The organism is Ciceribacter ferrooxidans, assembly GCF_004137355.1.
Classification (GTDB): domain Bacteria; phylum Pseudomonadota; class Alphaproteobacteria; order Rhizobiales; family Rhizobiaceae; genus Allorhizobium; species Allorhizobium ferrooxidans.
In genome coordinates this window covers 444,172-468,081 of sequence record NZ_SDVB01000238.1, presented here as the reverse complement: position 1 = coordinate 468,081, position 23,910 = coordinate 444,172, and the positions used below count along the sequence as shown (strand labels likewise).

At 63.2% G+C, this 23,910-nt stretch carries 21 protein-coding genes; 8 read left to right on the top strand and 13 right to left on the bottom strand.

The window, feature by feature from the left end; translation table 11 throughout:
• Nucleotides 1-5: 5 nt before the first annotated feature.
• The 3 genes from EUU22_RS13200 to EUU22_RS13190 form a co-directional block, all read right to left on the bottom strand.
• On the bottom strand, nt 6-332 hold the full coding sequence (locus tag EUU22_RS13200; protein ID WP_129332440.1) for a hypothetical protein: 327 nt from the start codon (nt 330-332) through the stop codon (nt 6-8).
• A 220-nt stretch (nt 333-552) separates the two neighbouring features.
• Nucleotides 553-834, bottom strand: a complete 282-nt coding sequence (locus tag EUU22_RS13195) for an antibiotic biosynthesis monooxygenase family protein (protein ID WP_129332439.1) — start codon at nt 832-834, stop codon at nt 553-555.
• 11 nt (nt 835-845) lie between these two features.
• The gene (locus EUU22_RS13190) at nt 846-1,148 is read right to left on the bottom strand and encodes a monooxygenase (RefSeq protein WP_129332438.1); all 303 of its coding nucleotides are present in this window, start codon (nt 1,146-1,148) and stop codon (nt 846-848) included.
• 112 nt (nt 1,149-1,260) lie between these two features.
• Between EUU22_RS13190 and EUU22_RS13185 the strand changes: the two genes are divergently transcribed.
• Nucleotides 1,261-2,286, top strand: a complete 1,026-nt coding sequence (locus EUU22_RS13185; RefSeq protein WP_129332437.1) for a LysR family transcriptional regulator — start codon at nt 1,261-1,263, stop codon at nt 2,284-2,286.
• Between the two features lie 6 nt (nt 2,287-2,292).
• Here the strand turns inward: EUU22_RS13185 and EUU22_RS13180 are convergent, their stop codons facing one another.
• The 3 genes from EUU22_RS13180 to EUU22_RS13170 form a co-directional block, all read right to left on the bottom strand.
• Nucleotides 2,293-2,634: a RidA family protein gene (locus tag EUU22_RS13180; RefSeq protein WP_129332436.1), complete on the bottom strand. Its 342-nt coding sequence runs from the start codon at nt 2,632-2,634 to the stop codon at nt 2,293-2,295.
• Between the two features lie 42 nt (nt 2,635-2,676).
• Nucleotides 2,677-3,015, bottom strand: coding sequence for a protein tyrosine phosphatase family protein (locus tag EUU22_RS13175; protein WP_129332435.1), 339 nt, complete (start codon nt 3,013-3,015; stop codon nt 2,677-2,679).
• 79 nt (nt 3,016-3,094) lie between these two features.
• On the bottom strand, nt 3,095-3,928 hold the full coding sequence (locus EUU22_RS13170) for an aldose 1-epimerase family protein (RefSeq protein WP_129332434.1): 834 nt from the start codon (nt 3,926-3,928) through the stop codon (nt 3,095-3,097).
• Nucleotides 3,929-4,103: 175 nt separating this feature from the next.
• Between EUU22_RS13170 and EUU22_RS13165 the strand changes: the two genes are divergently transcribed.
• Nucleotides 4,104-5,432: a L,D-transpeptidase gene (locus tag EUU22_RS13165; protein ID WP_129332844.1), complete on the top strand. Its 1,329-nt coding sequence runs from the start codon at nt 4,104-4,106 to the stop codon at nt 5,430-5,432.
• Between the two features lie 136 nt (nt 5,433-5,568).
• Here the strand turns inward: EUU22_RS13165 and hyoA are convergent, their stop codons facing one another.
• From hyoA to EUU22_RS13130, 7 genes are all read right to left on the bottom strand, one after another.
• The gene (hyoA, locus tag EUU22_RS13160) at nt 5,569-9,915 is read right to left on the bottom strand and encodes an NACHT domain-containing antiphage protein HyoA (protein ID WP_129332433.1); all 4,347 of its coding nucleotides are present in this window, start codon (nt 9,913-9,915) and stop codon (nt 5,569-5,571) included.
• Between the two features lie 95 nt (nt 9,916-10,010).
• Nucleotides 10,011-10,730, bottom strand: coding sequence for an AAA family ATPase (locus tag EUU22_RS13155; RefSeq protein WP_129332432.1), 720 nt, complete (start codon nt 10,728-10,730; stop codon nt 10,011-10,013).
• 218 nt (nt 10,731-10,948) lie between these two features.
• Nucleotides 10,949-12,094, bottom strand: a complete 1,146-nt coding sequence (locus EUU22_RS13150) for an iron-containing alcohol dehydrogenase (protein ID WP_129332431.1) — start codon at nt 12,092-12,094, stop codon at nt 10,949-10,951.
• Nucleotides 12,091-13,476 (bottom strand): aldehyde dehydrogenase family protein, encoded by a 1,386-nt coding sequence (locus EUU22_RS13145; RefSeq protein WP_129332430.1) that lies wholly within the window; start codon nt 13,474-13,476, stop codon nt 12,091-12,093. Before EUU22_RS13145 ends, EUU22_RS13150 begins: the two co-directional genes overlap by 4 nt.
• Before the next feature lie 24 nt (nt 13,477-13,500).
• Nucleotides 13,501-14,871, bottom strand: coding sequence for a glutamine synthetase family protein (locus EUU22_RS13140; RefSeq protein WP_129332429.1), 1,371 nt, complete (start codon nt 14,869-14,871; stop codon nt 13,501-13,503).
• Nucleotides 14,872-14,983: 112 nt separating this feature from the next.
• Nucleotides 14,984-16,537 carry an amino acid permease gene (locus EUU22_RS13135; protein WP_129332428.1) on the bottom strand — a complete coding sequence of 518 codons (1,554 nt, stop codon included), beginning with the start codon at nt 16,535-16,537 and terminating at the stop codon, nt 14,984-14,986.
• Between the two features lie 112 nt (nt 16,538-16,649).
• Nucleotides 16,650-17,423 carry an N-formylglutamate amidohydrolase gene (locus EUU22_RS13130; RefSeq protein WP_129332427.1) on the bottom strand — a complete coding sequence of 258 codons (774 nt, stop codon included), beginning with the start codon at nt 17,421-17,423 and terminating at the stop codon, nt 16,650-16,652.
• A 143-nt stretch (nt 17,424-17,566) separates the two neighbouring features.
• Here EUU22_RS13130 and EUU22_RS13125 point away from each other — a divergent pair, with 143 nt between their 5' ends.
• The 6 genes from EUU22_RS13125 (at nt 17,567) to EUU22_RS13100 (ending at nt 23,822) form a co-directional block, all read left to right on the top strand.
• Nucleotides 17,567-18,478 carry a MurR/RpiR family transcriptional regulator gene (locus EUU22_RS13125; RefSeq protein WP_439329146.1) on the top strand — a complete coding sequence of 304 codons (912 nt, stop codon included), beginning with the start codon at nt 17,567-17,569 and terminating at the stop codon, nt 18,476-18,478.
• Nucleotides 18,479-18,668: 190 nt separating this feature from the next.
• Nucleotides 18,669-19,733 carry an ABC transporter substrate-binding protein gene (locus EUU22_RS13120; RefSeq protein ID WP_439329152.1) on the top strand — a complete coding sequence of 355 codons (1,065 nt, stop codon included), beginning with the start codon at nt 18,669-18,671 and terminating at the stop codon, nt 19,731-19,733.
• A 112-nt stretch (nt 19,734-19,845) separates the two neighbouring features.
• Nucleotides 19,846-20,721, top strand: a complete 876-nt coding sequence (locus EUU22_RS13115; protein ID WP_129332425.1) for an ABC transporter permease — start codon at nt 19,846-19,848, stop codon at nt 20,719-20,721.
• On the top strand, nt 20,718-21,509 hold the full coding sequence (locus tag EUU22_RS13110; RefSeq protein ID WP_129332424.1) for an ABC transporter permease: 792 nt from the start codon (nt 20,718-20,720) through the stop codon (nt 21,507-21,509). The genes EUU22_RS13115 and EUU22_RS13110 overlap by 4 nt, the downstream gene beginning before the upstream one ends.
• 11 nt (nt 21,510-21,520) lie before the next feature.
• The gene (locus EUU22_RS13105) at nt 21,521-22,582 is read left to right on the top strand and encodes an ABC transporter ATP-binding protein (protein WP_129332423.1); all 1,062 of its coding nucleotides are present in this window, start codon (nt 21,521-21,523) and stop codon (nt 22,580-22,582) included.
• Nucleotides 22,583-22,670: 88 nt separating this feature from the next.
• The gene (locus EUU22_RS13100) at nt 22,671-23,822 is read left to right on the top strand and encodes an ABC transporter substrate-binding protein (RefSeq protein WP_129332422.1); all 1,152 of its coding nucleotides are present in this window, start codon (nt 22,671-22,673) and stop codon (nt 23,820-23,822) included.
• Nucleotides 23,823-23,910 lie beyond the last annotated feature (88 nt).

The following is a 23,910-nucleotide window of genomic DNA, read 5'->3' as shown; positions in this document are numbered from 1 at the left end:
TCTCTTCAGTACCAGCGGTAATGCGAGCGCTGGTGCGCCTCTGACGAGGTGGCGATGAAATAGCCCACCAGACCGCCGATGAGGCCGGCCATCAGGAGCGCCGTCGAAGTTGCCGCGGGATGCTCGCGCACCACGCCGGCGACGGTCGCCGCTTCATTGCGGGCGTATTGCGCCGCATCGCCCGCCGTGCGGCTCGCCCCTTCGAGAGCCGCCGTGGCGCGCTGGCGCAGCTGTCCTGCGGCGCGCTCGCCCTGGAGCCCGAGCGTTTCCCGGAGTTCCCGGATCTGGGCCTGAAGTTCGCGCATCTGTTCCTGGATCGGATTGTCGGCCATGGTCGCTCCTCTTTGTCTTCAAGGGATTGCGAAACGTCCAGTCGCCGGGGATTGTTCCACCATCCGGCCTCGCCGGCAAGCAGCGACGTCGCCGGACAACGCGGCGGAAGGTCGCGCATCGGGAGCGAAGGCGCCCGGCGCAGGAATGCACCGGGCGCGCGGCGGCGACCATGCCGGAGGGTTGGGGGCGATCCGCATGGCTGGCGCCGAGCTGGCCCGCTCAGGCGGGGAAGCTTGCGACGAACTCGAGGGCGGTGAAACTCGGCGGGGCGAGCGTGCCGCCGGAGGCCATCGTCGCCGGCACCTCCGGGTCGGCGCGGAAGGCGAGGAAGGCTTCCTCGCTCGGCCAGTCGATCAGCACGAAGACCCGGCCCTCGCCGGCGGCAAAGACGCGGGCGCCGGTGCTGCCGTGCTTGCGACGCATGGCGGCGCCGGCGGTGGCGAAGACGGAGAGGAAACGGGCGAGTTCGCCGATCCTGACCTCGGCAAGGCTGGTGAACATGACGAATGTCCTCAGAGCGTGGCGCGGGTGATGGCCGAAAGCCCCGGATTGACCGCGAAGGACCGGCAGGCGATTTCGTCGATGCCGAAACCCTTCAGCCGCGCGCCGTGCTTCTCCGCGTAGCGTGCGGCGTTTTCGGCGTCGGTGAAGAGATAGATGCCGCCGGCACGGCGCTCGGCGGGGTTCTCGGTCCAGATCTTCCAGAGGAGGCCCTCCTCTGAGGCGATATCGGCGGCGAGCCCGGAAAGGGCCTCCGTCATCGCATCGCCCCACGGGCCTTCGAACGGAAAATCGATTTGCAGCAGCGCCGCCATGGTGGCCTCCTTGATCGTTTCGGACGAATGGCGCACTTCTATGGCCGGCGGCGGCCGGGCAGAAGCCTGCCGCCGATGAACGGTCCCGTAACCAGGAGTGAATGACGGCCCGATGGATACGCTCGAAAGCATGCAGGTCTTCGTGCGCGTGGTCGAACTCGGTGGGCTTGCCGCCGCCGCCCGCAGTCTCGACCTCTCGCCGGCGATGGTGAGCAAGCATCTCGGCCACCTCGAGAAGCGCACGGACGCGCGGCTCCTCAACCGCACCACGCGGCAGGTGCGGGTAACGGAGGCCGGCGCGCTCTATTACGAGCGCTGCACCCGCGTTCTGCGCGAGATCGAGGCGGCGGAGGCGGAGGCCGGCGCCGACAGCGCCCGCCCGCAGGGGACGCTCCGCATCACCGCGCCGACGGAATTCGGCAACCGGCATCTGCCCGTCATCCTCGCCTCGTTTCTGGAGCGGCATCCCGACATCGACCTCGTTCTCGACCTCTCGAACCGGTCGGTCGACATCGTCCAGGAGGGCTTCGACGTGGCGATCCGCATCGCCCGCAGCCTCGACACCAGCCTGATCGGCCGGCGCATCGCGCTCTCGCGCTTCCATCTGGTGGCGAGCCCCGCCTACCTGGAGCGAAACGGCCGGCCGCAGACACCCGCCGCGCTCGCCGATCACGCCTGCCTCACCTTCGCCGTGCCGCAGCCCTGGACCACCTGGAGCCTTGCGCGTGACGGAAGGGAGGAACAGGTGCGGATTTCACCGCGGATGCTGTCGACCAGCGCCGAGGCGCTCCTGCAGGCGGCACTCGCCGGTGCCGGCATCGGGCTCCTGCCGAGCTTCGTCTGCGGTGAGGCGCTGGCGAACGGCGATCTCGTGCCGCTGCTCGACGGCTACGACGCCGGCGCGCTCCACATCCACGTACTTTTTCCGCACCGCGAGCTTCTGCCGGCCCGCACGCGGCTCTTCATCGACTTCCTCGTCGAGCGCCTCGGCGGCGGCGCGGACATCGATCCGTGGACGCCGAGGCGGGAAGCTGACCACGCCGCCGCGGCGGCGAAAGAGACCGGGGACCTGATCGCGCCGGGTTGCCCTAAAACGAAAGAGGCCGGGATTTCTCCCGGCCTCTCATCCGCCAGATGACGGTGATCAGATCGCCGCGGTGACGACGAACTCGACCTTGTAGGCAGGCGTCGCGAGAGCGGCCTGGCTGGTGGCGCGGGCCGGCGGGTTCTTCGGGTCGATCCAGGCTTCCCAGACGGCGTTCATCTCGGCGAAGGTCGACATGTCGGAGAGATAGATGATCGTCTGCAGGATCTTCGACTTGTCCGAACCGACGGCGGCGAGCAGACGGTCGACTTCGGCGAGCGCCGACTTCGACTGTTCGGTGACGGTCGCGCCCTCGCCGACCTGACCGGCGAGATAGACGGTGTTGCCGTGGACGACCGCGCCGCTCATGCGGGCGCCGGGTTCGATGCGCTTGATGCTCATGTCAATTCTCCTGTTGTGTCGAAGGATGAAGGCGGCAGCCGCTCAGTCGCGCAGCTGCAGGCTTTTCTGGTAGATGGCGGTCGAGCGGGCGCCGGAGCGGCAATAGCCGAGCATCGGCCGCTCGAAATCGTCGAGCGCGTTGACCATGCCGGCGACGGCTTCCGAGGTGACGCCCATCGGGCCGACGGGCACGTGGGCGATCTTCAGGCCGAGTTCCGCAGCACGCCGCTCGATCTCGGCAAACAGCGGCTGGCCCGGCTCCTCGTGGTCAGGCCGGTGGCAGACGACCGAGCGGAAGCCGAGTTCGAAAATGGTGTCGAGGTCCGACACGGTGATCTGTCCGGTGACCGAGTATTCCTCGTCGATCTGCCTGATGTCCATGGCGCGGGCGCTCCCTTCCTGATGCGGGACAAAGCTCTACGATCAAGGCCGACGGGCGTCAATCGCCCGCCGCCTGCAATCACACGAACGCGAAGGAAAGCGCGTAGTCGCGCGCCTCTCCGGGCGCGATGAGCTCGAGTTCGCCGCGCTCGGCGAGCACGCTGCGCGGCTCCCAGCGATGCGAGACCGGCTCGATGCCGAGAACGTTCGCCGGCGCCTGCTGGTTGCGCCAGATCTGCAGGAAGGGCAGCGTGTCGGTCCGGAAACGGACGCGCAGCGTCCTGCCGCCGATCGCCCGGATCGGCCCGAGGCGCACCTCCGCCCACGGCTCGCCCTCCCCGACCGCCGCCACGCAGAACACCCCGCCGGGGTCCGCCCCGAAGGCCCAGGGAAAGCCGCCGCCGTCGAGCATGGCGCCGGAAAGCCGCACGCCGTCGTCGAAATGCCGGGCCCCGACGTTCATGTGATACATGAGCATCGCCGGGAACGGCGCCTCCCCGCTGTTCGTCACCCGGTCGGAGAGGTGCACTTCGCCGGTCTCCCCGTCGATCCGCCAGAGCCGCTCCAGTCTCGCGCTGCCGCCGTCGGCGAGCCGAACCGAAACAACCGCGCGTGCTTCCGCGTTACCCTCGACGGTCTCGAAGGAAAGGATTTCCGCCGGATGCGACGAGAAGGAACCGTGCAGCGGATAGGTGCCGCGCCCCTCGCCGACCGGTTCGGGATGACGGATATGGTCCGGGCCGCAGGTAAAGAGGAAGCCTTCCAGCGAATGATCGATTCGCGGATCGCCGTCGTCGGGGATCGCCCGCCCCGGCGCAAGGTCGACGCCGTCGACGATACAGGCGCCGATGTCGAGCACGGAGCTCTGGTCGAGGGTCAGCGAAGGGCCGGAGAGCCCCTTGAATTCGATCATGAATTGCTCCTGCGGGAAGGTTTTTCGCGCGACCCCCGCTTGGAGGAAAGCGGCACGCCGGCGATCACGATTAGGTCAATATTCACCATGAATTCACCTTTTCCACACTAGTGTCAAATTTGTCGCGTCTGTCGCAGCCGACATTCATCTGAGGAACTTCGTCATCGTGGCCGACATGTGGAAAGCAGGACTGGTAGTAGCAACGCTGGCCGCAGGCTCGGCGGCGTGGACGGCGGCCGAGGCGCAAGAAGGGTTCGACCCCTATCGCAGCGACACCCTGCTGGTGACGCCGGAAGGCGACATTCTCGGCTACACGCCCGAAGAGGGCGAGGTCGTGGTGAGCCGCGACCGGATGGGCCGCCGCGTGCTGATCGACCGCCGCGGCCGGGTGATCGCCACCGAAGTGCGCGCAGACACCTATTTCCCCCGCCGCCACCCCGGTTCGGGGGAGCCGGTCTACGAGGATTTCGGCGCCCCCGCCCCCGGCTTTGAGGATGACGGCGTCGTCACCGGCGCGATCCCCGAACGGGGCACGGTCGACCGCGCGCCGCTCGACCAGCCGCTGCCGGACATGCCGTCGGGCGGTCCGGACATGCCGCCGCCGGTCGACCAGGCGCCGCAGACCATCGTCACGCCGGACATTCCGGTCAAAAGCAATCTCTCGCAGCTCGAGATCACCGCGCTGCAGGTCTTCCTCGACCGCGAAGGAACCTCGCCGGGCGTCATCGACGGCAAGATGGGCCAGAACGTCAACAAGGCGCTCGTCGCCTGGCAGGAGATGACCGGCGAGACCATCGACCCGAACAATGCCGAGGACATCCTCGAACGCCTGCGCATGTCGGGCGGCATGGCGGTGACCTCCTACACGATCACGCCGGGCGACGCCGCAGGCCCCTATGTCGCCTCCATTCCGGAAGACTACAGCCTCAAGGCGCAACTCCCCTCGCTCGCCTACACCTCGACCGTGGAAATGCTCGCCGAAAAATTCCACATGGACGAGAACTACCTGCGCGCGCTCAATCCGGGGGTCGATTTCACCATCCCCGGCACGATCATCAAGGTCGTCGAGCCCGGCAAGCCGAAGACCGGCAAGGTCGCCCGCATCGTCGCCGACAAGGGCAAGAAGCAGGTTTTCGCCTATGGCGAGGACGGAAGCCTCCTCGCCGCCTATCCGGCGAGCATCGGCTCGGCCGACACCCCCTCGCCGTCCGGCATCGTCACCGTCGAGCGCGTGGCGCTGAACCCCGGCTATACCTACAATCCGAAGATCAATTTCCAGCAGGGCAGCAACAACAAGGTGCTCGCGATCCCGCCGGGCCCGAACGGCCCGGTCGGCACGGTCTGGATGGCGCTGTCCAAGCCCACCTACGGCATACACGGCACCCCCGAACCCGCAAAGATCGGCCGCACCCAGAGCCACGGCTGCATCCGCCTCACCAACTGGGACGCCACCGAACTCGCCAAGATGGTCTCGCCGGGGGTGACGGTCGAATTCGTGGATTGAGGGGGGGAGCGGAGCTGACGGAATGCCGTGGCACCTATGTCGCCGACAGTCGCGTCATAGCCTATTGCTGACTGGCATCCGGCGCGCTCGATTTGGCCGATGCGCCGGGGCTATCACACGTATACACAACGTGTATCTAATCCTCGTGGGAGGTTTTCTTATCTCGCTTGGTCAAATCGATACCGATGACCTGAATATCATCAACGTTGGAGTACTTCGGAGAAATTTCCAGCCATCTCTGTTGGAGAGCTGCAATTAACCCTTCGAAGTCCACTTTACGTTTCCCCTCCGGAAGGTCCCACTTCGCTTGCTTACCTTGATGGACGAGCACGAAAATTCCACGATTGGACCGGTTATCGCGAAGGTAGTCGCCGCAGAGCTGGTTTTCCAAACGTTCAAACAGTTCAGACGCGCTCCATCTGTGCGAGATCTTCAGTTCCACCGGCAAAGGCGCATCGAAACCGACGCCGTGAAAACGCAGATCCGGCTTCTTCGCGTCGGCAAGTTCTTCTTCCTGCGGAATGACGTAGCGACCAAAGGCCTTTTCTCGTAGCTCCCGGCCGATATATTTCCGTATATCGGTTTCCTTTGCCACGGCTCTCAGGATAACAGCGATGCTGCTATCGCCGTTTTCGAGATCATCCTTGAGGTCAAGAAGCCGCATGAATGCGAGGTCTGCCAATTGGCGGTGATCCGTCGGTGTATTTTCAAGCTTGTCGTTGAGCTGGCGCACCTGGATCGGGGAGAGCGCTTCGATATCGCCTTCCCGTTCCGCCTTTTCCTTGACTAGACGTTGCAGCCAAGGCCGCTCGGGCTGCATGGCGGCGATCTCCGAAAGAGCAAGGAAAGCGTCCTTGCCGGGCAGTTTTACCAGCATATCGAAGAGATGATTCCGAGCATCTTGAGCATCATCCCGTAGCTCGGGGGAATAAACGCCTGTTCCCGCGCGCTCTATGTCATCTTCTCGGCGGATATATCGGGCCATCAGGAGATAAAGTTGCTTCAAGTGGCCGGCCTGCTCGAAAGCGGAGCGAGCGCCGCCGTTCTCATTGCGGCGGCCCCCGAACAGATGAGTGACGAAACTCATTGCGAAGTCGGTTTGCTCCTTGTCCCCCGGAATCGCAACTATCTGCGAGGCAAGGCGAGGAATAGCGTGTTCCGGATCGACGCCCGTCCACGCGGCGTACCACAGGGCGAGATTCCCGCTGCTTTCCAGCGAGGCGCATTTTTGCTGCGCCAATGCTGCAATCTCGGAATCTGGAATAGATGATCCCTGAATAATTTTGAGAAGCATCCGAAGATTTTCGAGATTGATCGGCTCATTGATTTGCAGCCAATCAACAATCCGCAGGGCCAAGCGATCCCAGGCCCATTGGCCCGACCAGCTCACATCATCAAGCAGATAGTGCGTCCGTCCCTCGGGCGTTTCGATCGACAGTTCATAGAGCATTTCGCCGAAAAGAAAATCTTCAACGACCTGCGGATTTGCTTCAAAGAGCTGCTGAAACCATGGCGGAAAGCCGTTCAGTTCGAAGGAGGCATAGCGGCAAGCCAATCTCACTTCGTCGTCAGTCAGATTTTGAGACCAATTGTGGACCTCGTGAGACTCGATTTCGAGCCCTGCCAAACCGAGAATCGTACTGAGCGAAGTCTTATTCATCTCCGCACCTTCCGATCGAAGTTCGGGGACATTGTTTCGCCAAAAATCCGCCACGGCATCCCGGTAGAATTGAGCGACTTCTTCTCCGAAATCGTCGACCAATTTTCGCCAGCTATACTCCGTCCAGCGCCCTGCTATGCGGTGCTGATCGCGGCTTCGATCGAATAGGTAACGCAGTTCATTTAGTGCGGCGCCGGGATTGTCGCGAGCCTTGGCTTTGATCGTCTCAAGGTTCTTTTGCAGATATGCCCGCGAGTCATCGCGCTCGCGTAGCTGTCTCTCCGCATACTTCTCGCGCCGCTTTCTCCACTTTCGTTCCTGATCTTTGAAGCGACGGCGCTCCTGATCTGCCGGCGGTTTAAGATAGCGACGCAGTTGGGTTGCCAACTCCTCGTTCTGCGAAGCTGCCCGTTTGAGTCTCTCGCGCCATCCTTTGGGGCGACCGGCACTGCGATAAATATCGAAGGCCAGCGATAGGGCCACCAACCTGTTATCAAGCTCTGTTTGCTCGTGAATTTGCGCAACAGCATATTCAAAGTCGTCTGAGCCGAACTGCCAGAACCCACCCAAAACAGATACGCCCCATACAGTGGTCAATCTCTCACTCTTGTTTTCGAGGCTGGATCGTGAGCGCTCCACCTCGAACCAGAATTGCGCGCGGTTCAATTCGGGCCATTCGGACAAGAGGACCGCAAAATCGGTCCTGTCATGTCTAACCTCATCGCTCTGATATGCCCGCGCAGAAGACAATTTGTGAATCGTATCCAGAGAGGGCGGCTGAAGAGCGAATTCACGCCGAGCCAAAATAAGGCGTTCCACTGCCCTCATCGCCGGGACCAGCAGCCATTCAAACCGTTGCGAGACTTCGACATAGCGCCGCTCGACGACCGGTTGCTGGCCAAGAAGGCGGTTAAGCCCTTCGACAAGCGGCTCTAAGAGGTCAAGAGGGGTTCCGTCGACGAAGTTCGCTACGTGATCGGATAGGCTGTCGACGGAGTAAGATTGTTTGCCATCCGACTTCGCAATAGCCGCAAGAAGCCATTCCACGGTCGCTGGCGTGGGTTCGAGTTCTTCGAGGAGCTCAGCGAGCAAGTCGCGGTTGAGCGTCGGCGCTTCGGTCAGAAAGCTATTTCGAACTTTCTCATTGTCTTCGTCGGACCCGACTGCCCGCAAGGCTCGAAAAGCCGTGCGACGCTCATATATTTCTGAGGTTGGCGAGAGGGCGATTTCGAGCACTTCCGGAAGGACCCCGGTGATTTGCCCCAGCCAAACCATCCTCAGCAGAAAAGCCCGAAGTTCATGATCCTTGTAGGTGCGAACCAGTTCTCGAATATCATCCGCGAGATCTGCATTGGCGAAGCGTTGCACGGCGGCATAATCCTGCACTGACCGTCTGTCTGTTCCCGTGGCAATCTGTTCGCATACGTCGCGCAAAATCCGGCGCCGGTCTTCAATCGGTATCTGGCTGGGATCTCCGCCCTCGAACACGACCTCGGGCGCAGTCTCGATAATCCGTTGCCTTATCTTTTCGTCGAGCAAGGCAAGCCATGGCAGAATTGGCCGCAATGTTGGTGTCACGATCGTGATGCCGTATTGCTCGCGGAAAAAGAGATTCTCGATTGTCCGACGCGACGTCCCGCGAGCAAGCAGGTCGGCGAACCATTCGGCAGCCAGATATTCCCTGACTGACCTGTGATGAAACCTTACCGCCCCGTATATTGCTTCATCGAATACTGGGCGGGACAACAAGGTGAGCTGATCCGTCTCGGTCCAGTCCGGAAGCACCTGTTTGACCGGGATGCCTTTGCCGTTATCGGCGCCGTCCGGAACTCGGATAGTTTGCTCTTTCGACAAGGTCGTGGCGGCTGCCAAGAGTCTCGTGCCATAACGGGCACGATCCTCTGCAAGGGGGCGAGATTCGGCGCGCCCTTGATCTCTTTCCGCAAGGCGTCGATCGATACTATTTCGCATGATTTCCAGGCGACTGCCGATGCGGCCATTATCGAGCCAGAATTCGGCCAGCTCTTTCAAATCCTGGGGACGCGCCGTAAAGGACCATGCATCGGCACGCTCCACGGCGTTGAGAAACAGCTTACTGTCTACGATGCCTATTGACTCCAGAAATCGGGCGACCTGCTCCGAAGTCAAATTGTCGAGAGTGACAATTTTGAAAACCGGTTCAGGATCGCGCTTCTCATCCGGTTCAACAACAGTTTCCGCTGTCTGCACTTCGGTTTCATACGCAGGAGGAGGCGTGGGCTGTTTCTCTGTCGGACGATAAGGAAGATAAGTGACACAGCAAGCAAGATCGGTTTGAGGGCGCCACGCCGTCGTTCTACCCGTGATAACTATATGGGCTCGATCTTTTGCCGATCCGAGCAACATGCCGAGCTTACGAATTGCAAGTTCGAAGTCTTTCGGGTGGCGCAGCCTCGCTTCGTCTACGGAATCGAGCAGCAGCCATCCCTCGTCCGAGTGCCCCAACCATTCGTCGAATTGATCGCGCGCCCCGACCTCGAAGGCTAGATCGATGTCGGCGGGAATATATTCGAGCCGTAGAAAGAACGCAGCCTTCCCCTCTGCTCGCAGATTCGATGCTGCATTCCGGATTTCCGAGGTTTTCCCGGCACCTGCCTCCGCGAGGATGACGGTACGGTAACCCGTCAGCAGGTCGTCCCATGAAAGGCTCTCGCCCACGTGGGAGGTCTGAACTATATCAACACTGTCTTCATCGCTGGCGTATTTGGAAAGCTCATGGAATGTTCTTCCGAGCTCGATGAAGCCATCATTGTTATTCGCGCTGATTCTGCCAACTTGGTTCATGGTGCCCAAGGTTTACCAGAATCAACGCCCCACAACAAAAAAAACCGCCGGCCGGGTGCCCCCCAGCCAGCGGCCCTCTCACTCTGTTGCCGCCCTCACGCCGCGTTGCCGACCACCCGCAGAAACCGGCGGGCGGGCTGCGAGCGCACGACCCTCACAGGCAGCACGCGCATGACTTCGAGCGCGAAGGCGCGGGCGTTTTCACGCGCCCGGTCGAGATTGCTGATCTTTGCCGGGTCCATCGTGTGCAGCGTGCCGCCGCAGTCGAAGATCTCGCGGAAGGCGTTGCGCTCGACGATCGGCGTGTTGACGACGTTGACGCCGCGGGCCTGCAACAGGCCCTTGATCGCGAGCAGCGCGCGGGTCGTTACCATCGAGGTCACGCGGGTCAGCACCACCGAATGCGGGATCGAGAGCCTCCCCTTCTCCTCGATGAGGCCGATGAGATCGAGGATCTGTGCGGCACCGCGGGCATCCATCGCGCAGCCCTGAACCGGGATCATCACGTGGTCGGAAAGGCCGAGCGCGGTGGTCACGATCGCGTCGCGGGCGCCTGCGAGGTCGATGACGGTATAGTCGGCCGTGCGCGCGCATTCGGCGATGTGCCCCTGCAGCGACGCGACGGAGACTTCGGAGATCACCTCGATATTGCGCTGCGGACCGGAAAGCTCGTGCCACTGGCTGATCCAGTGCTGCGGGTCGGCGTCGATGATCGCAACGCGAAAACCCTGCTGGGCGAGTTCGGTGGCGAGCAGCAGCGCCGCTGTGGTCTTGCCGGCACCGCCCTTGGCGTTGGCGAATGAGATGACTGGCATGTTGTGTGTCCTCGAAAGTGCGGCGAGCCGACATCGCTCACTCCGACACCGCGCTCATGGCGTCGATGCCCGTCACTCTCGTTCATTATGGTTAACAAAGGGCAAACGGCCCGTCGTCCGCGACCGCCCCGGCACCCGCCAGACCATTGATGCGGAAAAGAAAAAGGGCCCGCGCCTGGGAACGCGGGCCCTTGCATGTCAACCGAGGGTAAAACGCCTCAGAAGCATTCGAGGAAGAGTGCCTTGGTGTTCTCGAAGGTCATCTTGACCGGGTTGCCGCCGCAGCTCGGGTCCTCGATCGCCATCGCGGTCAGCTCGTCGATGCGGTCGGGCTTGATGCCCATGGCCGAGAGATTGTCCGGCACGCCGAGTTCGGCACGCAGCGCCAGCACGTAGTCGTAGAAGCCGTCGAAGCCGCCGGCGATGCCGAGATAGGCGGCGGCGCGCGCGATCCTCTCCTCGATCTCCGCGCGGTTGAAGCGCAGCACCGGCGGCATCACCACGGCGTTCGTCATGCCGTGATGGGTGTTGTAGACCGCGCCGATCGGATGCGAGAGCGAGTGGATCGCGCCGAGCCCCTTCTGGAAGGCGACCGCGCCCATGGCGGCGGCGGCCATCATGTTGGTGCGCGCCTCGATGTCGGTGCCGTCGGCATAGGCGCGCGGCAGGAATTCCTTGACGAGCCGCATGCCTTCGAGCGCGATGCCCTGGCTCATCGGATGGAAGAACGGCGAGGAATAGGCCTCAAGGCAGTGGGCGAAGGCGTCCATGCCGGTGCCGGCGGTGATCATCTTCGGCATGCCGACGGTCAGTTCCGGGTCGGCGATGACGACGCCCGGCAGGAACTTCGGATGGAAGATGATCTTCTTCACATGGGTCTGCGAATTGGTGATGACGCTGGCGCGGCCGACTTCCGAGCCGGTGCCGGCGGTCGTCGGCACCGCGACGATCGGGGCGATGCCCTCGACGTTCGCCCGCGTCCACCAGTCGCCGATGTCCTCGAAGTCCCAGACCGGCCGCGTCTGGCCGGCCATGAAGGCGACGCACTTGCCGAGGTCGAGGCCCGAGCCGCCGCCGAAGGCGACGACGCCGTCATGACCGCCGTCCTTGAAGGCCTTGACGCCGGCTTCGAGGTTCTTCTCGTTCGGGTTCGGGTCGACGTCGGCGAAGATCGCGCGGCCGAGGCCCGCCTCTTCCAAGACGTCGAGCGCGCCTTGGGTGATCGCCATCGAGGCCAGCCCGCGATCGGTGACGAGCAGCGGCTTCTTCATGCCGAGCGACTTGCAGGCGTCGGCGAGCTCCCTGATCCGCCCCCGGCCCATCTTGATGGCGGTCGGATAGCTCCAGTTTGCGACGATATTCATTTCGTGACCTTCTTGAGGTGGTAGGATTTCGGACGGGTGAGGTTCTGGAAGCCGATGACCGACAGCGATCCGCCGCGGCCGGTTTCCTTGCAGCCGGTCCAGCAGAGCGCCGGGTCGAGATAGTCGGCGCGGTTCATGAAGACGGTGCCGGTCTCGATCTCGCGGCCGATATGGGCCGCGCGCGCCGGGTCCTGCGTCCAGAGCGACGCGGTGAGGCCGTAAGGGCTGTCGTTCATCAGCTCGATCGCTTCCGCGTCGTTCTTCACCTTCATGATGCCGACGGCCGGACCGAAGGTCTCGTCCTTCATGAACGACATCGAGTGATCGACGTTCACCAGGATCTGCGGCATCAGGTAGGCGTGGCCGTCATCCTGCGGGAACAGTTTCGGATCGACGAGCGCCTTGGCGCCCTTGGCGACGGCGGCGGCGATCTGCTCGCGCACATGGGCGGCAAAGCGCCGGTGCGCCATCGGCCCGAGCGTCGTTTCCGGATCGAGCGGGTTGCCGAGCTTGTAGTTGGAGACCCAGGCGACCGACTTCTCGACGAAGGCGTCGTAGAGGCTCTCGTGCACGTAGATGCGCTCGATGCCGCAGCAGCACTGGCCGGAATTGTAGGTCGCGCCGTCCATCAGCGTGTCGACGGCGGCGTCGAGGTCGGCGTCCTCCATCACATAGCCCGGGTCCTTGCCGCCGAGTTCCAGCCCGAGGCCGGCGAAGGTGCCGGCGGCCGCCCGCTCGATCGACCGTCCGCCCTCGACGGAGCCGGTGAAGTTGATGAAGTTGAAGCTGCCGGTCGCAATCAGCGCCGTGGTGGTGGCGTGGTCGAGGAAGAGGTTGATGAAGACGTCTTCCGGAACGCCGGCCTCGACGAAGGCGCGCACCATGCGCTCGCCGACGAGCAGCGTCTGGGTGGCATGCTTGATGACGACGGTGTTGCCGGCCATCAGCGCCGGCGCCACCGTGTTGATCGCCGTCATGTAGGGATAGTTCCACGGTGCGATGACGAGCACGACGCCGTGCGGCTCGCGCTCGATGCGGCGCTCGAAGGTCGCGCTGTCCTCGATCACCAACGGCGCGAGCGCATCCGCCGCGATCGAGGCGACATAGTTCGAGCGTTCGTTGAAGCCCTTGTACTCGCCGCCGTAGCGGACCGGCCGTCCCATCATGTGGGCCAGTTCCGGAACGACCTCGTCCGACATCTCATTGAGGCGGGCGACGCCCTTCAGCACGAGCTGCACCCGCTCCTCGAGCGGCCGCCGCGCCCAGGCCTTCTGCGCCTTGCGCGCACGCTGGACGGCATCCTTCGCCGCCTCGAGCGACATCGCCTCGCGCTCGGCATAGACCGATCCGTCGATCGGCGAGATACATTGGATCATTGTCATGATCTTAAATCCTGTCTGTGTGGTTCAAGCTCTCTCGAAACCGCGCGCCACTTCCCAGTCGGTGATGCGGCGGTCGTATTCTTCCTGTTCCCATTCGGCCGCGCGGACATAGTGGTCCACCACGTCGTCGCCGAGCGCCGCCCGGAGCATGGCCGAGTTGCGCAGCGATTCCGTTGCCGCGCGCAGCGTCCGGGGAATCTCGCGAACCTCGCGGGCCCCGTAAGCGTCTCCCACGAAGGCCGGCTCCAGTTCAAGCTTCTTCTCGATGCCGTCGATGCCTGCGGCAATCAGCGCGGCCATGGCGAGGTAGGGATTGAGGTCGGACCCGCCGACGCGGCACTCGACGCGGATGCCCTTGGTGTCCTCGCCGCAAAGGCGGTAGCCGGCGGTGCGGTTGTCCTTCGACCAGATCGCCTTGGTCGGCGCGAAGGTGCCGGCCATGAAGCGCTTGTAGGAATTGATGTAGGGCGCGAGGAAATAGGTGATCTCGCTCGCATGGGCGAGAAGGCCGGCCATGTAGTGCTTCATCGTCGACGACATGCCGTGCTCGCCGTTTTCGTCGAAGAACAGCGGCGTCTTCCCGTCGGCGCTCCACAGCGACTGGTGGATGTGCGACGACGAGCCGGCGGCACTGTAGTTCCACTTGGCGAGGAAGGTGATCGCCTTGCCGCGCGACCAGGCGATTTCCTTGCAGGCATTCTTGATGATCGCATGCCGGTCGGCCATCGAAAGCGCGTCGGCGTAGCGGACGTTGATTTCCTCCTGGCCGGCAGACGCCTCGCCCTTGGAGTTCTCGACCGGAATGTCGGCGCCCTGCAGACCCTTGCGGATCGCACGCATGACGTCTTCTTCCTTGGTCGTCTGGAAGATGTGGTAATCCTCGTTGTAGCCCGAGGCGAGCTGCAGGTCGCGGTAGCCGGACATCCGCGCATCGTCATAGGTCTGGTCGAACAGGAAGAATTCCAGTTCGGTGGCCATGAAGGCCTTCATGCCCATCGCTTCGAGGCGTTGGACCTGCTTCTTCAGGATCGCACGAGGCGAATGCGGAACCTCCGCATGGGTATGGTGATCGAGGACGTCGCAGATGACCAGCGCCGTGCCTTCGAGCCAGGGCGTCTTGCGCAGCGTCGAGAGGTCCGGCTTCATGGTGTAGTCGCCATAGCCTTTTTCCCAGCTCGTCGCCTTGTAGCCGGAGACCGTCTCCATCTCCATGTCGGTCGCAAGCAGATAGTTGCAGCTGTGGGTTTCCTTGTAGGCGCTCTCCACGAAGAACTCGGCCTGGAAACGCTTGCCCATCAGCCGGCCCTGCATGTCCACCAGCACGGCGAGAACGGTGTCGATGCGGCCCTCGGCCACATCCATCTTCAGATCGTCAAAAGTGTAGCTGGTGCTCATCGTGTCTCCGCCCATGAAAGGGATATCGTTGCGCCGGCAATCGCCGGCCGGGTCGTGGTGGGATGATCCGGCCGCTCCCCGCGGCCGGACCTTTCAGGCTTTTCGTCTCGGCTCAGGCCGTCTCGCCGACCGCCTTCTCGGCGGCTGCGATCTCGGCTGCACGCTTCTTGACCTCGTCGCCGATCGGCGGGCCCTTGAAGCGCTTGTTTTCGAAGACGAACCAGACGACACCGGTGATGACGAGGAAGCCGACGGTGATCGGCAGCGCCCAGTCGTTCGGCGGCTGAATGCCGATGTAGAAGATCATCGCCATGGCGAGGATGGCCAGGACGGCAATCAGCCGATAGACGCCGATGCCCATGTTCCACGGTCCCATCGCCGGCCACTTGGGCGTGCCGATGGCCACGAAGCCGAGCGCGATCGGCAGCGCGAAGGAGAGGAACAGGAAGATGACCGTGCAGGACACGACGATCGAATAGGCTGGTGTGCCGGCAATGGTGATTGCCGAGGTGAACCACACGAACAGCACCGAAAGGATCGATCCGGTCCAGATCGAGGCAACCGGCGTGCGGTGTTTCGGGCTGACCTTCGCAAGCGCGGAGGAAGCCGGAAGACCCTTGTCACGCGAGAAGGCGAAGATCATGCGCGACAGCGACGTGACGGTCGCCAGACCGCAGAGGAACTGCGACAGGAAGATGAGGAAGTAGAGGATCTCCTTCATCGTCGGGTTGACCTGCGCGTCCATCGCCCAGAAGAACACGTTCCAGCCCTGCTTGGCGGCGTCGTCCATGTTCGGGATCATCAGAACGAACGAGCACAGCATCAGGTAGCCGAAGACCGCCGACCAGATGACCGAGGTGACCATTCCCTTCGGAACCGAATGGGCGGCCTTGACCGTCTCTTCGGAGGTATGGGCGGAGGCATCGTAGCCGGTGATCGTATAGATCGGCAGCAGAAGGCCGAGCAGGAAGGCCATCGTGCCCGAAACGGTTGTCGGCCAGACGAGGGACGCACCTTCCGTGCCGGTGTAGTTGGCAAAGGTGAAGAGGCGGCCGATTTCGTAGCTCGGGGCCGAGATCAGGCAGACGATCGTCAGCAGGATCGCGGTCACGAAGATCAGGTAGCCGGAAAAGTCGGTGAGCTTCGCCGTGAGCCCGATGCCGAAATGGTTGATCAGTGCCTGGACGCCGGTGATCAGCGCCACGAACACGACGCGGTGCGTCAACGTGTCTTCGATGCCGAAATAGGAACCGAAGGAGCCGAAGAAGAAGTAGAACGTGCCGACGTTGATGGCCCCGAGAACGGTGACGAGACCGAGCAGGTTGAGCCAGGCCGCGAGCCAGCCGGTGAACCGGTTGCCGAGGATCGACCCCCAGTGATAGAGGCCACCGGCCGTCGGATAGGCCGAACCGATCTGGGCAAGGCCGAGGGCGAAGATGCCGGAGATTAGGCAGCCGAGCGGCCAGCCGAGCCCGATGGCGGCGCCGCCTGCGCCGGAAGTCGCCTGGCCCAGCGAATTGATGCCGCCGGACAGGATGCAGATGATCGAGAACGAGATCGCGAAGTTCGAGAACGAACTCATGCGCCGCTCCAGCTCCTGGGCATAACCCATGGAGTGCAATATATGCAGGTCGTGCTTTTTGTCTGCTTCGGTATAATCTGACATGACGTCCCCCAATTAACCGATCGCCCACGGGATTGCGGGCAATTCCATGCATTTTCCGCCGCGCCTTTTGACGTCGGCGGCGCAGTCCAACTGCTCCCACGGGTCTTTTTTGTTAGTTCTGGCAAGCCTCGAAAGCCTTACGGAGCAAATCCGCCAGATAGCCGGCCATGACCCTTTGGTCGGCGTCGTTCGCGATCAGGTCGTTGCGGACCTCGATCATGACATTCATGAATCCCTTCGGCAGCGCATGGAGCCGAAGGCTGTGCGTCACACCATCCTCCGGGCCGTAGGGCTCGTTGCGGGCGACACGATAGGGACCGCCGGCCGCATTATCGAGCATGGCATCGGCGAGACGGTGATCCGTGTCGTGCAGGATGCCGATCTCTACCTCCCGGCGGACGCCGCGGTAGACCGGGGTGAAACTATGCACCGTTACCATGACTGTCGCCTGCCCCCGCGCCTCGCGGTCGGCAATGGTCGAGGAAATCAGGTCATGAAACGGGATGTAGAGGGCGGCGGTGCGGGCATAGCGCTCCGCTGGCGAAAGCCCGACATTGCCGGGTATATCGTAGATCTCGCTGCTTTCCGGCATGGCGCCCGGGGATTCCGGCGGGCGGTTGCAGTCGTAGACGAGACGCGAAAAACGCTGGTGCACCAGGGCACCGTCGAGTTGGGACGAGAGATGGCGGGCAACGGCGAGCGCGCCGGGATCCCAGGCGATATGGCTCGAGAGCGCCTCTTCGGACAACCCCAGATTGCCGACATTCTCGGGGAGGCGCCGGCTCGCGTGCTCGCACACAAACAGGAACGGACCCGAGGCATCCGCTTTTTCAATGGCTGCGGCATTTCCGTCCGCGGACGTCAGGATACTCGCTCTCAGGAGCATTTCGGCCGTTCTCCCCGGAGACTTTGCGCCTCTCTACCTTCCGAAGAGAATTCTTCACGTTTTGTCCTAAGTCAATCCGGCTCTGAAAATTTCTCTTCAAGATGCGGATTGACACCGTGCCGGGCACGGTTGATAAATTTCCCATGGGCCGGCGGAGACCGGACTGGGGAACAAGAAAACTCGTGCTCACGACGTCGAAGACAGTGTCGGACGTAATCCATGCTCATTTCGGAGGGTTGACCCCCGCCGAACGGAGGCTGGCGGAGAGTCTGCTCGATAACTACCCCGTATCCGGCCTGGGCAGCATCACCACCGTCGCGGAAAACGCCGGCGTCTCCACGCCGACGGTCGCGCGCATGGTGCAGAAGCTCGGCTACAAGGGCTATCCGGAGTTCCAGGCACATCTGCACCAGGAGCTCGAGGCCTCGATCTCCAATCCGATCGCCAAGCACGACCGCTGGGCCTCCAATGCGCCGGGCACCCACGTGCTCAACCGCTTCGCCGAAGCGGTGATGAACAACATGCGCCAGACGCTGAGCGAGCTCGACGCCGCCACCTTCGACGAAGCGGCGAAGCTCCTCGCCGACAAGAAGCGCAGCGTCTATTTCGTCGGCGGCCGCATTACCGGGGCGCTCGCCGAATACTTCTTCACCCACATGCAGGTCATTCGGCCGAAGACGACGCTGATGTCGTCGAACGCCAGTTCGTGGCCGCAGCACGTGCTGAACATGAACGCCGGCGACGTGCTGGTGATTTTCGACATTCGCCGCTACGAGGCGGACATGGCGACGCTTGCCGCTGTCGCCAAGACCGCCGGCGTGCAGATCATCCTCTTTACCGACCAGTGGACCTCGCCGGTCGTCAAGCACGCGCTGCACAATTTCAAGGTCCAGATCGAAGCACCGTCCGCCTGGGATTCCTCGGTCGTGACCCTTTTCGTCGTCGAGGCGCTGATCGAGGCGGTCCAGAGCTCGGCATGGGACGAGACCCGCGAGCGCATGAAGACACTCGAGGGCCTGTTCGAGCAGGCCCGGCTTTTTCGCAAATTGCGTTGATCCAGGAGGGGAAAGGGAAAAACGTTAAAATTCAACGGAGAAGAAGAACACGCCGTCCCGACGCGCGGGACCGCGAGCCGTCACATAACTATCATCGAACCCGAATATCAGACGCGCGTCGCCTTCAAACAAAACAAGGAGAACTTCCGTGACTAGCCACTTCCGTCGCCTACTCTCGCTCTCGACCGCCATGGTCATTGCCTCTACCGCCGTCGCCGTCGCCGAACCGAGCGCCGAACTCGTCGAAGCCGCCAAGAAGGAAGGCTCGCTGACCACGATCGCCCTCCCCCACAGCTGGTGCGGCTATGGCGACGTCATTGCCGGCTTCAAGGCCAAATACCCGGAAATCCAGGTCAACGAGCTCAATCCGGACGCCGGCTCCGCCGACGAGGTCGAGGCCATCAAGGCCAACAAGGACAACAAGGGCCCGCAGGCGCCTGACGTCGTCGACGTCGGCCTCGCTTTCGGTCCGCAGATGAAGGCCGAAGGCCTGCTGCAGCCCTACAAGGTCTCCACCTGGGACGAAATCCCGGACACCGTCAAGGACGCTGAAGGCTACTGGTACGGCGACTATTACGGCGTTCTGTCCTTCATCGTGAACAAGGACCTCGTCAAGGAAACCCCGGCCGACTGGGCCGACCTCCTGAAGCCCGATTATGCCGGCCAGGTCGCTCTCGCCGGTGACCCGCGCGCGTCCAACCAGGCCATCCTCGGCGTTCTCGCCGCCGGTCTGCACAAGGGCGCCAAGGCCGGCGAAGAGTCCGGCAAGGCCGGCCTCGAATACTTCGCCGAGCTCAACAAGGCCGGCAACTTCGTTCCGGTCATCGCCAAGGCCGGCACGATCGCCCAGGGCGCAACGCCGATCGCCATCGCCTGGGACTACAACGTCCTTGCATGGCGCGACGAACTCGCCGGCAACCCGCCGGTCGACATCGTCGTTCCGAAGACGGGTGTCCTCGCAGGCGTCTACGTCCAGGGTATTTCGGCCTACGCCCCGCATCCGAACGCTGCCAAGCTGTGGATGGAATACCTCTACTCCGACGAAGGCCAGAACCTGTGGCTGAAGGGCTATTGCCACCCGGCCCGCTTCAACGCCATGTCCAAGGCAGGCAAGGTTCCGCAGGACCTGCTCGACAAGCTGCCGCCGGCTGAAAGCTACGAAGCCGCCGTCTTCCCGACCGTCGAGGAGCAGAACGCCAACAAGGCTGCCGTCACCGGCGGCTGGGACAAGGTCGTCGGCGCCAACGTTCAGTAAGCCGACCTGAAGTTGAGGCTCCGGTCCGCCTGTCGGACCGGAGCTTGCCATTCTCGAAGTTCTAAGCCTTACTTCGTAAAATTTTGACCATTGCCGCCGCGAAGGCCCCTAGATGAACGAAGCTCCCCCGGCACGTCGATTGCGTGTACCCCTGACATGGTTGGGCCTGGTGCCCTTTGCCCTGTTCGTGACCATGTTTCTGATCCTGCCGACGATGCACATCGTCATAGGCGCCTTCCAGACGCGCGATGGCAGTTTCACCCTGCAGAACATCATCGACCTGAACTCCGGGACGATTCCCTCGAGCTACTGGATTTCGGTGAAGATTTCGGTCGCCTCGGCCGCACTCGGCAGCCTGATCGGCTTTGCCATGGCTGCAGCTGTCGTGTTCGGCACCGTCCCGCGGTGGGTCAAGTCGCCGCTGCTTACCTTTTCCGGCGTGGCTTCCAACTTCGCGGGCGTTCCGCTCGCCTTCGCCTTCCTCGCGACCTTCGGCCCGGTCGGCCTTGTCACGGTCTTCCTTCGCAGCAATTTCGGGATCGTCCTCCAGCGCGACCTCGGGTTCAATATCCTGAGCTTCTGGGGTCTGACGGTCACCTATCTCTTCTTCCAGATCCCGCTGATGATCCTGATCATCACGCCAGCGCTCGAGGGCCTGCGCCGGGAATGGCGAGAAGCGGCCGAGGTGCTCGGCGCCACCGCCCTGCAATACTGGCGCATGGTCGCGCTGCCGATCCTCTTCCCGTCCCTGCTCGGCACGTTCGCGCTGCTTTTCGCGAATGCCTTCGGCGCCGTCGCGACGGCGATCGCCCTGACGGGATCCAGCCTCAACATCGTGCCGATCCAGCTTTACGCCCAGATTCGCGGCGACGTGCTCGGCAATCCGCATCTCGGCTATGCCATGGCCTTCGGCATGATCGTCGTCACGGCGGTTGCCAACATCATCTATATCTGGCTGCGTATCCGCGCCGAAAGGTGGCTGAAATGAGCGTCTGGACACGCATCCTCGGCTGGGCCGCGCTGATCTTCGGCCTGCTCTACTTCTTCGTTCCCCTCGCGGGCCTGTTCGAATTCTCGCTGAAGGCCCGACGCGGGGTCTACAGCTTCGACGCCTACGCCAAGGTCTTCGGCGACCCGCAGTTCCAGCAGACCTTCAGCTATTCGGTGGTCATGGCGCTCGTGACGATCGTCTTCGGCGTCTTGCTCGTCGTCCCGACCGCCTTCTGGGTGCGGCTCAAGATGCCGTGGGCGCGCCCCTATGTCGAATTCCTGACCCTGCTGCCGCTGGTCATCCCCGCGATCGTCATCGTGTTCGGCTATATCAGGCTCTACAACACGGCGAGCTGGCTGCCGCTGACCGGATCGGCGCTCGGCACCAATCTGCTGCTGGCCTTCGGCTATACCATTCTCGCCCTGCCCTACATGTACCGCGCCGTCGACACCGGCCTCAGGACGATTGACGTCGGCACGCTCACCGAAGCGGCGCAGAGCCTCGGAGCCGGATGGACCACCATTCTCGCCAGGGTCATCCTGCCCAACGTCATCCCGGCGGTGCTCTCCGGCGCCTTCCTCACCTTCGCGATCGTGATCGGCGAATTCACGCTTGCCGCCCTGCTCGACCGTCCGGCCTTCGGTCCGTATCTGCAGCGCATCGGGGCCAACAAGCCCTATGAACCGTTTGCGCTGTCGGTCATCGCCTTCGCCATCACCTGGGGGTGCCTCGGCCTGATCCAGCTCGTCTCCCGCTTCCAGAAAACCACCCAACGCCCCGCCTGAGGACGAAACGCATGACCTTTCTGACACTCTCCCACATCCAGAAGTCTTTCGGGCCTGTCAAAGTCGTGCACGACTTCAACATGTCCATCGACAAGGGCGAGTTCATCTCCTTCCTTGGCCCGTCGGGCTGCGGCAAGACGACGATCTTGCGCATGGTCGCCGGCTTCGAGACGCCGACTGGCGGCACGATCACCATTGACGGCCGCGACCAGGCGAACCTCAAGCCCAACCGGCGCAACATCGGCATGGTCTTCCAGGCCTATGCGCTGTTCCCGAACATGAACGTCTTCGACAACGTCGCCTTCGGCCTGAAGATCCACGGCATGGCGAAGGCCGACATCGAGAAGCGCGTGAAGGAGATGCTGGCGCTCATCCATCTGGAGCATCTCGCCGAGCGCTATCCCTACCAGCTCTCGGGCGGCCAGCAGCAGCGCATCGCGCTCGCCCGCGCGCTGGCGCCGAAGCCGCAGGTGCTGCTGCTTGACGAGCCCCTCTCCGCGCTCGACGCCAAGATCCGCGTCTCGCTGCGCGAGGAAATCCGCCAGATCCAGCAGCAGCTCGGCATCACCACCGTTTTCGTCACCCACGACCAGGAGGAGGCGCTGTCGATTTCCGACCGCGTCGTCGTCATGAATGCCGGCCGCGCCGACCAGATCGGTACGCCCTTCGACATCTACAACAGGCCGGCGACCCGCTTCGTCGCCTCCTTCGTCGGAACGCTGAACATCATCGACGCCGTCGTCGCCGATCCTGCCGCCTCCACCGTGCGCATCGGCGAACAGGTGATTTCGCTCAAGGAACCGCTTGCCGCCAACAAGGCCGGCGCCACCGTCCAGCTCGCGCTGCGGCCGGAAGCTGTCTCGCTCACCGAGCGTCCGAACGGCAACCTGTCGCTCACGGGCCGGGTCGTCTCCAGCCACTTCCTCGGTTCGGTCATCCGCACCGGCGTCGGCGTCGGCGGCAATGTCATCTCCTTCGACAGCTTCAACGATCCGGGCGTCAAGCCGCCGGCCGTCGGCGACACGGTTGCGCTGCGGCTCGACGCCGGCGATCTCTTGCTGCTTCGCGAGTGACTTCTGGCCGCGGACGGCGGAAGCCGCCCGCGCCAGTTTCCCTCCAGCTTGGGCCTCTACCACTCCGCCCGGCAAGGGGATCTGCGACATGAGCACGAGCGGTAACGACCGGGCGGCAGCCGACCGGTTCAGGGACGAATTTCTCCGCTGGAAGAACGGTTCGGTCACACGCCGACATTTCCTTGGCGTCACCGGCCTCGGCCTCGCCGCGGCAATGCTGGGCGGAACATCCCTCGCGCCCCGCCGCGCATCCGCCGCCGATCTCGGCCGCCGCGTCTCGCTCGCCACCTGGCCGAACTATCATGACCCGGCCTCCTTCGAAGCCTTCACCGCGGCGACCGGCGTCGAGGTGGAGGTCAAGGCCTACGGTTCCAACGAGGACATGTACGCCGCCGTGCGCTCCGGCGCCTTCCTCTGCGATCTCTGCGTCCCGACCAATTACGCGATCCCGAACTACGTCGCCCGCGACCTGCTGGAGGAAATCGATCTCGGCCGCGTCCGCAACTTCGGCGCCTCGGCGGTGGACGGCCGCTTCGCCGCCGCCGGAACGGTCGCCGGCAGGACCTACGCCCTGCCGAAGAACTGGGGCACCACCGGAATGGCGGTCAACACCGGCCGCATCGCCAGTCCCGTCGTCCGCTGGAAAGACTTCTTCGACCTGGCGCAGACGGAAGCCAGCGGCCGCACGATCATCCATGACTATCAGCTCACCGCGGTCGGCAATGCGCTCGTCGCCCTCGGTTACGCCTTCAATTCGGTCGACCCGCAGGAGCTCGAAAAGGCCGGGGAGCTCTTGCTCCGCGCGAAGCCCCACCTCTACGCGATCGACAGCGACTACCAGGCGCCGATGCGGTCGGAAGACGCCTGGCTCAGCATGTGCTGGACCAACGACGCCGCGCAGCTTCATCGCGACCTGCCGGAGATCGAATACGTGATCGGCGCTGACGGCGGCGAGCTCTGGTGCGATTTCTATGCGATCCCGGTCGGCGCCCCGCACAAGGAGGCCGCCTATGCGCTGCTGGACTTCCTTCTCGATCCGGCGGTCGCCATGCGGGAACACATCGCCAACGGCGCCCCGACGACCGACAGCCGCGTGCTGGCGCTGCTGCCGGAGGAAGTGACGTCGAACCGCATCATCTATCCGGAGGCGGCCGCGCTCACGCCGCTCGAATTCGGCGTCGCCGTCACCATGTTCGATGCCGGACGCAACGACGTGATGGCCCGTTTCAGGGGCGCCTGACGCCTTCCTGGATCACGGATTTCCGTTTCCGGCCAATAGCTTGCCGCATGCACCGGAATCATTTCGCGACGCTGTTGAAGCAGCACCC